The 12,366-nt window shown below is 50.4% G+C and carries 10 protein-coding genes; all 10 read left to right on the forward strand.

Annotated elements, in window-relative coordinates; genetic code table 11:
• Positions 1 to 53 precede the first annotated feature (53 nt).
• The 10 genes from rplM to ADH68_RS06945 all read left to right on the forward strand — a co-directional run bounded on the left by rplM (position 54) and on the right by ADH68_RS06945 (position 12,302).
• Positions 54 to 533 carry a 50S ribosomal protein L13 gene (gene rplM / locus ADH68_RS06900; protein WP_068961435.1) on the forward strand — a complete coding sequence of 160 codons (480 nt, stop codon included), beginning with the start codon at positions 54 to 56 and terminating at the stop codon, positions 531 to 533.
• A gap of 5 nt (positions 534 to 538) precedes the next feature.
• On the forward strand, positions 539 to 925 hold the full coding sequence (gene rpsI, locus ADH68_RS06905) for a 30S ribosomal protein S9 (protein WP_068961434.1): 387 nt from the start codon (positions 539 to 541) through the stop codon (positions 923 to 925).
• 180 nt (positions 926 to 1,105) lie between these two features.
• Positions 1,106 to 1,939 (forward strand): 30S ribosomal protein S2, encoded by an 834-nt coding sequence (gene rpsB, locus ADH68_RS06910; RefSeq protein ID WP_068961433.1) that lies wholly within the window; start codon positions 1,106 to 1,108, stop codon positions 1,937 to 1,939.
• A 36-nt stretch (positions 1,940 to 1,975) separates the two neighbouring features.
• Complete coding sequence (tsf, locus tag ADH68_RS06915; RefSeq protein WP_068961432.1) at positions 1,976 to 2,968, forward strand: translation elongation factor Ts; 993 nt, start codon at positions 1,976 to 1,978, stop codon at positions 2,966 to 2,968.
• 288 nt (positions 2,969 to 3,256) lie between these two features.
• Entirely contained in the window at positions 3,257 to 5,722 is a 2,466-nt protein-coding gene (locus ADH68_RS06920; protein ID WP_133165664.1) for a hypothetical protein, read from the forward strand.
• A gap of 9 nt (positions 5,723 to 5,731) precedes the next feature.
• Positions 5,732 to 7,096, forward strand: coding sequence for a leucine-rich repeat domain-containing protein (locus ADH68_RS06925; protein ID WP_084274104.1), 1,365 nt, complete (start codon positions 5,732 to 5,734; stop codon positions 7,094 to 7,096).
• Positions 7,097 to 7,382: 286 nt separating this feature from the next.
• Positions 7,383 to 8,327: a hypothetical protein gene (locus ADH68_RS06930; RefSeq protein WP_068961429.1), complete on the forward strand. Its 945-nt coding sequence runs from the start codon at positions 7,383 to 7,385 to the stop codon at positions 8,325 to 8,327.
• 20 nt (positions 8,328 to 8,347) lie between these two features.
• Complete coding sequence (locus ADH68_RS06935) at positions 8,348 to 9,085, forward strand: MgtC/SapB family protein (RefSeq protein ID WP_068961428.1); 738 nt, start codon at positions 8,348 to 8,350, stop codon at positions 9,083 to 9,085.
• A 44-nt stretch (positions 9,086 to 9,129) separates the two neighbouring features.
• On the forward strand, positions 9,130 to 11,412 hold the full coding sequence (locus tag ADH68_RS06940; protein ID WP_232321383.1) for a cation:proton antiporter: 2,283 nt from the start codon (positions 9,130 to 9,132) through the stop codon (positions 11,410 to 11,412).
• Positions 11,413 to 11,414: 2 nt separating this feature from the next.
• Positions 11,415 to 12,302, forward strand: a complete 888-nt coding sequence (locus ADH68_RS06945; RefSeq protein ID WP_068961427.1) for a DMT family transporter — start codon at positions 11,415 to 11,417, stop codon at positions 12,300 to 12,302.
• Positions 12,303 to 12,366 lie beyond the last annotated feature (64 nt).

The raw sequence follows: 12,366 nt of genomic DNA on the forward strand, positions 1-12,366 counted from the left end.
GAATGCAACTCAACGACAAGTCAAACTAATCATCTATTAATTAAAGATTTAACGTGGATACTTTAAGCTACAAGACATTAACCCCCAACGAGCAGCAGTGCAACCGCGAATGGGTGGTAATCGACGCCACCGACCAGGTTCTCGGCCGTCTTTGCTCAGTTGTTGCCATGATACTTCGCGGCAAGAACAAGCCCACCTACTCTCCTTTCGTAGAGTGTGGTGACAATGTAATCATCATCAACGCCGACAAGGTGCGCCTCACCGGCAACAAGTGGACCGACCGCGAATATCTCCGCTATACCGGCTATCCCGGCGGCCAGCGTGTGTCGACCCCCGAGCTTCTCAAGCAGAAGTCGTTCAACAAGCACATCAAGCCCGGCTACAACCCCCTCTTCATCAAGGTGATAAAGGGTATGCTTCCCAAGAACCGTCTGGGTCGTCAGATCATCGAGAATATGCACGTATACAACGGTCCCGCACATCCCCACGAAGCGCAGAACCCCAAAGTAATCGACATCAACACCATTAAATAAGAAGTATGGAAAAGGTTAATGCAGTAGGCCGTCGCAAGGCCGCTATCGCCCGCGTAATCATGGGCGAGGGCAATGGCACCATCACCATCAACAAGCGTCCCCTCGAAGTATATTTCCCCTCGTCTATACTTCAGTATATCGTAAAGCAGCCTTTGGCAACACTCGAAGCCGAGGGCAAGTATGACATCAAGGTCAACCTCGACGGCGGCGGTTACAAAGGACAGGCAGAGGCACTCCGTCTGGCTATCGCCCGCGCTCTTGTAAAGGTTAACCCCGAGGACAAGCCCGCACTCCGTGCAGAAGGCTTCATGACCCGCGACCCGCGTTCGGTAGAGCGTAAGAAACCCGGTCAGCCCAAGGCACGCAAGCGCTTCCAGTTCTCCAAGCGTTAATGTCGTTTTTCTCCATGTGGCGGCGTTCCAGTCAGGGCGCATCCGTCACGGGAGAGACCGCACAGACCATATAATCACCTCTCCCTCGATAGTGTTTAGCATCTAAATTCCGGCGATGGACACGTTCCCTACCCCGGGATTGTAAAATTGACAGAACGTAAACAACATCCAACAACACAAATGTCAACACCTACATTTGAACAGCTCCTTGAAGCAGGTTGCCACTTCGGCCACCTCAAGCGTAAATGGAATCCGGCCATGGCCCCCTACATCTTCATGGAGCGCAACGGTATCCACATCATCGACCTCTACAAGACAGCCGCCAAGCTCGAAGAAGCATCGGCTGCTCTCAAGAGCATAGCTAAGGCTGGCAAGAAGGTACTCTTCGTAGCCACCAAAAAGCAGGCCAAACAAGTGATCGCCGACAAGGCATCGCAGATCAACATGCCCTACGTAATCGAGCGCTGGCCCGGCGGTATGCTGACCAACTTCCCCACCATCCGCAAGGCTGTCAAGAAGATGGCCAACATCGACAAGATGTCGAAAGACGGAACATTCGACAATCTGTCGAAGCGCGAGAAGCTGCAGATCAGCCGTCAGCGTGCCAAGCTCGAGAAGACTCTCGGCTCAATCGCCGACCTCAACCGTCTGCCTTCGGCCCTTTTCGTAGTAGACGTAATGAAGGAGCACATCGCAGTAGCCGAGGCCAACCGTCTTGGTATCCCCGTATTCGCTATGGTAGATACCAACTCCAACCCCAACAACGTTGACTTCGTAATCCCTGCCAACGACGACGCATCCAAGTCGATCGAGCTCATCCTCGACACTGTAGTAGCCGCCATGGCCGAGGGCCTTGAAGAGCGCAAGGCAGAGAAGGCCGACGCTCCCGCCGACGAAGAAGCTCCCGCCCAGGCTCCCCGTGGCCGTCGCCGCGTTGCCCGTCGCAGCGAGGAGGAAGCTCCCGCCGAAGCCGAGGTAAAGGCTGAAGAGGCCGCTCCCGCCGAAGAGGCATAATCCATCTTAATTACGAACCGCTAAAAACTAAAGAATATGGCAGTTACAATGGCAGAAATCACCAAGCTGCGCCACCTTACAAGCGCCGGCCTGATGGACTGCAAGAAAGCTCTCGCCGAAGCTAACGGCGACATGGACGCCGCCGTAGAGATCCTCCGCAAGAAGGGTCAGGCTGTTGCCGCCAAGCGTGAGGACCGCCAGGCAGCAGAGGGTTGCGTGCTCTCTAAGAACGAAGGCAACTTCGCAGCCATTCTCGCTCTCAACTGCGAGACCGACTTTGTGGCCAAGAACGAAGGCTTCGTAAACCTCGCCAAGAAACTTCTCGACCTCGCAGTGGCCAACCGCTGCAAGACCGCAGAGGAGCTCAAGGCAGTGACCGTTGACGGTATCACCGTTGCCGACCTCGTGACAGAGGAGTCGGGCAAGACCGGCGAAAAGACTGAAATCGGCGCTTACGAGGTAGTAGAGGCTCCCACCACCGCCGCCTACAACCACTTCAACAACAAACTCGCCGCTATCGTAGGCTTCAACCTCCCCGATGTTGACGCTCAGATTGGCCGCGAAATCTGCATGCAGATTGCTTCGATGAATCCCGTAGCCGTAAGCCGCGAGGATGTTCCCCAGGCCACAATCGACCAGGAAATCGCAGTAGCTGTAGAGAAGACCAAGCAGGAGCAGATTAAGAAGGCTGTTGAAGCAGCTCTCAGAAAAGCGGGTCTCAACCCCAACCACTTCGACTCCGACGACCACATCGAGTCGAACATCACCAAGGGCTGGATTACCGAAGAAGATGCTGCAAAGGCTCGCCAGATTATGAAGGAAACCGCCGAGGCAAAGGCTGCAAACCTCCCCGAAGCTATGATCCAGAATATCGCCAACGGCCGTCTCAACAAGTTCTTCAAGGAAAGCTGCCTCATGGAGCAGGAGTATGTTCAGGACAGCAAGCTCTCTGTAGGCCAGTTCCTCGAACAGACCCAGAAGGGCCTCGTTGCCGTCGCTTTCAAGCGCGTCAACCTCAACGCCGACTAATCCACCGATAGTCATAACAATTATTTATAGCCGGGCATCGGAGCGACATACAGCTCCGATGCCCGGCAACTTTTTTCGTCGATGTATCGGATAAGTCAGTAGCCTGTCATTATTGTGATGTGGATTATAATCGGAAATTATTTCAATTCGTAGTATTAAAATAATTCGTTATAATTATTGGACGGCTTATAAAATAATGTTAAAAACGGTAAAATATTTTGAATGCTTATATTTGAATGATATCTTTGCGAAATGAGAATGTTCTCCTGCTGTTAAATAACTTTCGATATGACACTAAAACTCTCTCTCTTCGGTACACAGTGCAATGACAATCGTGTATTGTTGTCATGCTCCGGCAGTATTCAGGATAATATGACGATTGAAGATGGCGTTGAGATAATCATATGCAATAATGCCATTATAGAATGTAGAAACCTTACACTTGGACGGAATTCATTGTTGCGTATTGAATCAGGAAGTTTGATTGTCGCTTCCGGCTGTGTGTTGACGTTAGGCGAGAATTCCCGTCTTGATGCCCGAGGAGGTACATTGAATCTTACCGGTGCACGGTGTAATTTGAAGTCAGGGGGCACGTTGTTGTTGTCTGATTTCCCCGTTAAGGGTGGAATCCTTGCGGGAGGCTGGGCTGCTGAAAATGATAGTTTGATTAACTCGGAAGACTATCATGCATTTCAGCACATGAGAAGTTATCTGGATGCTCCGATATGCAAAGCGTTTGACGGTACTGAGTTCAAGGGGCGCTGGGATATGGACAGAGCCTATCCGCAGTGGTTTGCTGATGCCGGTTGCGATGATTGGTCGGTTCCAATTAACAAGGCTATAGCTCTCAAAACAACGGGTGATGTATTTCTTCCGGCAGGACTGTATTATGTAAAGCATACGATTCTGGTGACGATGGGCATAAGACTAATCGGAGAGAATGGCACTCAGGAGGTCAAGCCTGGGCTAAATCCGGTATGTTCCACTGTTCTGGAGCCTCGTCCGACTGTGGTGAAATTGATGCCGCCAATTCCGTCGAACGTAGCGAGGCCTTCGATATCAACCGGTTTTTCACACGGTGTGGTTGTGGCGGTAAATGTGGTGGATTCGTTTGTGCAGACGGATGATATCTCATTGGATAAAAAGCCGGCTATTGGGAATACCAAGTACTATTGGAAGCGGGCTTATCCTTGTCCGGGTACTGCAATTGAGAATATCATGATTCTGAACAAATGGAATTATTCTGCCGAGGCCAAAGCTCCTGCTGCTATAAAAGAATACTGTATAGGTATGCCGTTTTTGCGTGGTATTTTTGTGGCCGGTGGTGCTCGCATTGAGAGCGTATTGTTTGACGGACTGTGGCAGTCGATATTATGGCAGTCGAACTATTGCGACTGTAAGACTTTGGCAAGATGCACTTTACATAGACCCGGATGCAATAATTTCGAGATTAATGCCAATTGTCTTCCGGTAGAGCTGAATAATGATGGCAGCCCCAAAATAGAGTCCGAATATGCAATAGATATGGGAACATTGGGAGATGCTCTGGTGTTTCATGGAAATGCTCTGCATGACCCTGAGTTTACAAAAGGGGTATGCTTACGGCAATGTCATGGCGGGGTGGTGGATGCCAATATAATCAATTGTTCTCTTGAAATATTTGACAGTAACGGATTGAGTGTCACCGGAAATCATTTTGAAGGAATTTCTCCAAGAATATATATCAATAATTCTGTGGTTAATATTGATTCCAACTATTTTGAAAGATGTGAAAACGCATCCATATATATCAGTCGGGTTTTCCCAAATGTACCGATGATCAGACTTTCCAACAATATATTCCAATGGCAGGCAAGGTATCAAGACGCGAGAACAAGCCAGGAATATGCTGATTTCGTGGAAGCTATGTCGCATAAATTTGGCTATGATGTGGTTATGCCGGCAGATATCAATGTGGAGATATCCAATTGTTACCGTACTTATAATAATTCAAAGGTTACTCCTACCGGAGTACCGTATGGCATATTGACGGCGACCGAGACTCCTGTCGGTGATAATTATAAAGTGGAAGAGAATACTAAGTTCAATTCAGTTTCATTCCTTGCTTCCTGTCAGAGCAGGGTAATGCCTGTCAATAAAGTGTTGATTCCTAATAGTTCGGCTCATAATATTAATTCGATTGGCCTATATCCGTTTTTGCTTAATATGAGTCATGGTAATTGGGTAGGCAAAAGCGGGATATACCGATATAAATATCTGATAATATGGAGCGATGAACGAAGGATTTACACATGTGGCACCGGTAATGTGAGTCTAAGGGATTTTATGTTTGACGGCGGTAATACTGTAGTCAGAAGAAGTTTTAAGGACACGGATACTACGGGAACCATTCTGATTAATGTCTCCGGGTATGATGAAATGACCGGTCTTAACTTCCTGGTTCATCTTTACCGCGGCTACCAGTCACAAAATGGAGGCGCGATTGAGTGGGAAGAAAGTATTGTGCCTGTTGCCGGAAGTCGTGTTATCTATGACAATGGAATGTGTGCCAGCGGTTTTGCGTGGAAAAAGATAGGAGCGCAGCCGGCGGAGATACCATTTAATGACGGTGTAACCGGCATTGATTATCATGGGCAAAATGTAGATGTCTATTCGACTAAATCAATTGATTTTACTATAGGAGAGTGGAGGGTCGGTGACCGTGTGTACAATGTCGGCACGGATGATTCCTGGACAATGAAAGTTAAAAAGTAATATATTGTTATGAGAAGACTGATTATAATTTTAGGTATGACGATAATGTGTATCATGGCATATGCATATCGTTGGGACTGTCCTAACCATAATATGGGCTATGGCAGGGTAAAAGATGCCCCATATTTTAAGCCTTATACGTGTGCGATGTGGGGAGAAACAGGAGGGCTGCAAGTAAAAGTCCGAAATATCTATAGTGATCGGTGGCAAAATACTCCAACGTCGTTTAGGCGTTGTACTTCATATCAAATGAATCTGGCTTTGCCGGCGCAATTGCGTATGCTTCCATTTAAAGAGGATGCCATACCTTGGGAAACCTGTCCCTCTATTTCTGATGTATATGACGAGAAGTATGGACATCAACTGACGTATGATGTATTGTCGCTGGCGAAAATCGACCCCAGGCCCTATGAGCGGGTGAGATATAAACAGGGCCAGCATATTTATCAGTCAGATGCAACTGGAGATGCTGCATATTATGATAACGATGATACAACCGAATTATGGCCTTGTACAGATCTTATGGTGGAGGGTCGTTACCAGGTAAGCCTGGATGTGTTTACAAACCCTGAATACGAAATGTATTGGGGCTTTGAATCAGTGGAACTGCCTGAAGGATTGATTCATATAGGCGACTCAGCCTGTGATAATGTGGTGGTGATTGACTCTACGCTGGTGATGCCGTCGACACTTGAATATATCGGTGATATGGCATTTTATTGCGGAGATTTTGATATAGACCTGTCAAAGGCAAGCAGTCTCACGCATATAGGTGTTAAAGCCATGTATTCAATGTCGGCAAAGGAAATTGTATTGCCGGAATCATTAGAAGAGGTGGGGGAGATGGCCTTTGGCCCTGCGTTGTCAACACAGAAAGTTTTGAATTATACCGGAAGTTCAGACTTTCCGTATGTGTATTGCAATGAATGTACCTCATATTTGGATGAAAAGACATATCGTGAGTATACTAAAGATGTGTCTTATCAGACGGACTTATGCCTGTCGAAGATTGTGTCGATGAATCCGACTCCTCCTAAGGTTGTCCAGGAATATAAACGGGATGAAACAACGGGCGAGTTGACTGACGAACTCATGCGGGAGGAGCCGTTGCTCTGTCATGAGGAATTTGCCGGTAGGATACCACTGTATGTTCCGTCTGATGCGGTCGAAGCATATCGTTCTGCTCCGGGATGGAAGAATTTTACACGGATATATCCGTTGTCGGAGTTGAGCGGAATTGATGATATACGGCATAATGGCGAACCGGTCGAGACCGGACGATATGACCTTAACGGGCGTAAGGTCGACGATAGCTACCGTGGTGTTGTGGTCGTAAGATATTCTGATGGCTCTGCCAGGAAAGAACTACATTAGTCCGGATTTCCGGTAGTGCCCCGTGGCGGGATTCCCGAATGGTAGCCGCTACGGGGCTTTATGGCCGGGGTATGTGCTGTTTAAGGGGGCTTCGGTGGATTGTCGGATGTCGACGGAGGCATAGGTGCGATGGGGTGGCGAGGCTGAGGCCTCTGAGCCATGCGTCGGGATGTGGCCGAGTGGCGTGATATGAAGAATTTGGCGATAGGGTACGGGTTTATGGAATAAAGTTTGTAACTTTGCCATAATTCGACAAAACGTTTCTTTCACAGCTTAATTATAGGTCATGGCCGAGAAATTTGATGACTTCAGCAAGACTTCAGGAAAGAAGTCCGGGACTACGATGATTGCAATCGTTGTGCTTGCTCTGCTTATTGTCGGGGCAATTGTCGCTGTGGTGATGACAACGACAAAGATGCACAGCGAACTCGAACAGCAGAAACTGGCCAACGAGCAGCTGCAGCTTACCAATGAGCAGTTGCAGCTCGCCAACGAGTATCAGGTGCTCAACACGCAGTATGCACAGTATGAGAATCAGTCGCAGTTGCTGGCCAATGACTCGCTGGTGACAAAGTATGCGGCTGCAAAATCCAAGGTCGAGAAGCTGCTTCAGGAACTTAAAAACGAGAAGCAGAAGAGCTCGAAGCGCATAAAGCAGCTTCAGGATGAGATAGGCACTCTGAAAAATATATTGCGCCACTATGTGTCGCAGATTGACTCATTGGGTAAGGAGAATGCCGCCCTGCGCGACGAGAATGCAGAAATCAAGCAGCGCAACCAGCAACTTAGCAGCCGCGTAGAGTCGCAGACCAAGCGCGTCGAGGCATTGTCGGAGCGTATGGTGCTCGCCGAGAAACTGAATGTGACCGGCGTACAGCTTATCGGACTGAAGAAAAACGGCAAGACAGAGAAGAATATCACCAAGGCCAAGCAGCTTGAGGTGACATTTACCATACCGCAGAACAATTCGACTCCTGTAGGCGAGAAGACCATCTACCTGCGTATCACATCGCCAGAGGGCACACTGCTCGGCGCCGGAGGTAGCTTCAGTTTCGAGGGTTCGTCGCTTCAGTGTACTGCACGCAAGACAATCGAATATGCCGGCGAGGAAATCGGCGGAGTAAAAATCTACTGGGATGTTAACACGGCTCTTACTCCGGGCGATTATCTTGTAGAACTGTTTGCCGACAATTACCGTCTGGCATCGCGCAAGTTTACGATGCGTAAATAAACCGCAGGAGGATTCTCGACATGATACTCTGCGGCGCATATGCGTGGGCCGACTTTGTGACGGATATCACCTCGATTGAAGTCAATACGGTCTCGTCGGTGTTCAAGCTCTGCCTGAGTCTGATGCTCGGCTGCTGTGTCGGCTATGAGCGCAAGCGTAAAGGGCAGATTGCCGGAGTGCGCACATTCGCTCTCATAGCCATGGGCGCCACTCTTGCAATGATACTGTCGATATATGTTCCACAGGAATATATGGGGCTCAAGAATGGCGACCCGGGGCGTATCGCGGCCCAGGTGGTGACCGGTATCGGTTTTCTCGGCGCCGGGGCCATCATACAGATGAAAGGGTCGGTGCGCGGGCTTACCACTGCCGCCGGCATCTGGATTATCGCGGCCATCGGCATGGCTGTCGGTGTAGGGCTTTACTGGCTGTCGGTGATAACCACCGGACTGATACTTGTGGTGCTCGTGGTGATGGAGCGCTGGGAGCATTATGTGCATTCAGGCGTCGAGTCGCGCATCATAAGGCTCAAACTGTCGGTGATAGCGGAGGATATCGAGGGATACCGCGAGGTGCTTGCGCGCCATCATATACATCTTAGCAATGTGTATGTAGAGTATGACTATATGGAGCCTGTGACACGCCTGAATCTTGTGGTGCTCGTGAGGGAGCGCACCGACTATATGAAACTGTTTGCCGAACTGCGCGATGTGAAGCCTACCATAGCGATATCGCTCGGCACGCAGGTGTCGATATAATAGGCGGCGGACAATAAGGATGGATTGAATCTACGAAATTACATATGTTGCTGAATCTGATAATGGCTGCCGCGACAGGCGATGTCGCATCCGGAGGCGGCGAGATGAGCGATATCCAGGTGGAGAGCCTGGTGAGAGACCTTGCTTTCATATTGCTGATGGGCGCCGTGGTGACGGTGCTGTTCAAATGGCTGAAACAGCCGGTAGTGCTGGGCTATATCGTTGCGGGATTTCTCGCAAGCCCTCATTTTCATTATCTTCCGTCTGTCACGACGGAGAGCAACATAGAATTCTGGGCGCAGCTCGGCATTGTGGTGCTGCTCTTCTCTCTGGGGCTGGAATTCAGCTTCAAGAAATTGCTCAACACCGGGGGCTCGGCTGTGGTGACGGCTATGATTATCGTGATAGGGATGATGTGTACGGGGTTTGCCATAGGGCATCTGCTGAATTTCTCCCACATGAACAGTCTGTTTCTCGGCGGAATGCTGTCGATGTCGTCGACCACTATCATCATAAAGGCGTTCACCGACCTGGGACTCCGGCAGAAGAAATTTGCCTCGCTGGTATTCGCGGTGCTCATAGTCGAGGACCTGTTTGCGGTGCTCATGATGGTGGTGCTCTCGTCGATAGCCATAAACAACAGTGTGGAGGGGAGCGAGCTGCTGATGAGCGTGGCCAAGCTGGTGTTTTTCCTTATAATATGGTTTCTGGTGGGGGTATACGTGCTTCCGTCGGCGCTCAACCGCATACGCCGCTATCTCAACAGCGAGACTCTGCTCATAATCGCCTTGGGTCTCTGTTTCGGCATGGCTGTGTTCTCGGTGTACTGCGGATTTTCGCTTGCGCTCGGAGCGTTTGTTATGGGGTCGATAATCGCAGGGATGAGCTACGCCGAGTCAATCGAGGCTGTGGTGAGTCCGGTCAAGGACCTGTTTGGCGCGGTATTCTTCATATCGGTCGGCATGATGGTCGACCTTAATGTCATAGTCGAGTACTTCTGGCCGATATTGCTGCTCTCGGGAGTGGTGATAGCCGGCATGATTCTGTTTGGCACTTTCGGTATGCTTATTACAGGACAGTCGCTTCGCATAGCGATGGAGTCGGGCTTCTCCCTCACGCAGATAGGCGAGTTCGCGTTTATCATCGCGTCGCTGGGTATGTCGCTCGGTGTGCTTGACCCTACTATCTATCCGATAGTGGTGGCTGTGTCGGTGCTTACCACTTTCACTACGCCGTATTTTATACGTATGGCCGATCCGGTCTACGGCTTTGTCGAGAGACATCTGCCCAAGCGCATGCATTTCCTCATAGAGCGTTATAGCGAGAACGCAAACTCGGAGAGCGAGACACGTGTGCTGTGGGCCTCGGTGCTGAAGCGATATGTGTGGCGCATACTCCTTTACAGCAGTGTGGTGATAGCAATCATGCTGTTGTGTCTGAAATATGTCGAGCCACTGCTGCTCGAGTTCTCGCCCGGCTGGGGGCGTTTTATTACCTCGGTGATTACATTGCTTCTGATGGCGCCTTTCCTTCTTGCACTGGCCATGCCCGCCTCGCGCAAGACCGAACGCGAGCGCCTGGTGGCGGCGAATGCCCATTTTGACGTGCCGCTGATTGTGATGACTATCTTCCGCCTGCTTCTGGCCTTAGGATTTATCATCTATGCCATAAGCGCCATCCATTCGATGAGAATCGGCTGGATAGTCGGTCTGCTGATTTTTGTGGTGATGCTCTGCACCTTCTCGGGGCGTCTGCGCAAGCGCCTGCAGCATATGGAGATGCGATTTTTTGACAATCTCAATGAGCGCGAGCTGCGTCGCTCGGGCAAGAACAACAATCTGGTCAGCGACATGCATCTGGCGTTTATAACGGTCGGCTACGGCTGTCCCTTTGTGGGCGACCGGCTGATGGACTCCAACCTGCGCAAGAAATATGGCGTCAATGTGGCGAGCATACAGCGTGGCGGCCATACTCTGCTTGTGCCTAACGGGGCGATGCGTATTTTCCCCGGCGATACGCTCGGTATCATCGGTACAGATGACCAAATAGAGAGCATACTCCCGGTAATTGAGCGTATAGACGATTCGGAGCCCGACACTCCGGCGATGGCCGATGTGAAGCTGACCAAGGTGCAGCTGTCGGCCACCTCCGAGCTTATAGGCAAGACATCGGCAACAGGACAGTTGCGCGATAAATACAAGGTGTTGCTTGTGGCGATACAGCGTCCTGACGGCACATACATGCATCCCGATGGCACCACCCTGTTTGAGGCCGAGGATGTATTGTGGATTGTCGGGTCGTCGGAGAGTGTAGAAAAGATGAAGTAATCATGTGGATACTGCTTGCTGTAGCCTCGGCGCTGTGCCTGGGATTTTATGACGTTTTCAAGAAACTGTCGGTAGCCGGCAACAATGTGCTGGTGGTACTGTTTCTCAACACCCTGTTCAGTTCGCTGCTCATGGCGCCTGTCATTATTGTCGGTCTTGCAGATGGATATATAGGGCTTGGCGGCACCCTGACAGGGCACTTCCGGATAATGGTGAAGGCGCTTATCGTGCTTTCGTCGTGGCTACTCGGATATTTCAGTATCAAGCATCTGCCTCTCACGGTGGCCGGGCCCGTAAACGCGTCGCGCCCTGTGATGGTGCTTGTAGGTGCCATACTCATATATGGAGAGCGACTTAACGCATGGCAGTGGGGTGGTGTGGCCCTGGGCTTCTTTTCGCTGTTCTTCATAAGCCGTATCGGCATGAAGGAGGGGCGCGGTACAGGCGAGGGCCGTTGGGTGCTCATGGCTGTCGGAGCCGCCTTCATGGGAGCTGTCAGCGCTCTGTACGACAAATGGTTGCTCGGACGCTACGAGCCTCTTGAGGTACAGGCCTGGTACAGTTTCTATCAGTTTGTGATTATGGGGATAACCATAGCCCTGATATTGCGCGGACACCGCATGCGCGGCGAGGCTGTGACACCGTTCCGGTGGCGTTGGACCATACTGTTCATCTCCCTGTTTCTTACGGCCGCCGATATCGCCTATTTCTATGCGTTGTCGTTGCCGGGAGCTATGATAGCTGTCGTGTCGATGATACGTCGCGGCAGTGTCGTAGTGTCGTTCTTCTACGGTGTGATAGCGCTCAGGGAACGTCATGTCCGCGCCAAGCTGATAGACCTATGTGTGCTTATCGCCGGCCTTGCGCTGCTTGTCATCGGCTCGATGTAGGCTTATCGCAGAGCGGGTGATGGTGAAAATCGCATGATTGAGTCGAAAAATTGTGTGAAAAAAC

The organism is Muribaculum intestinale, assembly GCF_002201515.1.
Lineage (GTDB): Bacteria > Bacteroidota > Bacteroidia > Bacteroidales > Muribaculaceae > Muribaculum > Muribaculum intestinale.

What these genes read in the sequence shown, in the direction of transcription:
- rpsB (WP_068961433.1), top strand. Translation starts at nt 1,106, where the DNA reads ATGTCAACACCTACATTTGAACAGCTCCTTGAAGCAGGTTGCCACTTC.
- ADH68_RS06940 (WP_232321383.1), top strand. Translation starts at nt 9,130, where the DNA reads ATGTTGCTGAATCTGATAATGGCTGCCGCGACAGGCGATGTCGCATCC.
- ADH68_RS06935 (WP_068961428.1), top strand. Translation starts at nt 8,348, where the DNA reads ATGATACTCTGCGGCGCATATGCGTGGGCCGACTTTGTGACGGATATC.
- ADH68_RS06925 (WP_084274104.1), top strand. Translation starts at nt 5,732, where the DNA reads ATGAGAAGACTGATTATAATTTTAGGTATGACGATAATGTGTATCATG.
- rpsI (WP_068961434.1), top strand. Translation starts at nt 539, where the DNA reads ATGGAAAAGGTTAATGCAGTAGGCCGTCGCAAGGCCGCTATCGCCCGC.
- ADH68_RS06945 (WP_068961427.1), top strand. Translation starts at nt 11,415, where the DNA reads ATGTGGATACTGCTTGCTGTAGCCTCGGCGCTGTGCCTGGGATTTTAT.
- ADH68_RS06930 (WP_068961429.1), top strand. Translation starts at nt 7,383, where the DNA reads ATGGCCGAGAAATTTGATGACTTCAGCAAGACTTCAGGAAAGAAGTCC.
- tsf (WP_068961432.1), top strand. Translation starts at nt 1,976, where the DNA reads ATGGCAGTTACAATGGCAGAAATCACCAAGCTGCGCCACCTTACAAGC.
- ADH68_RS06920 (WP_133165664.1), top strand. Translation starts at nt 3,257, where the DNA reads ATGACACTAAAACTCTCTCTCTTCGGTACACAGTGCAATGACAATCGT.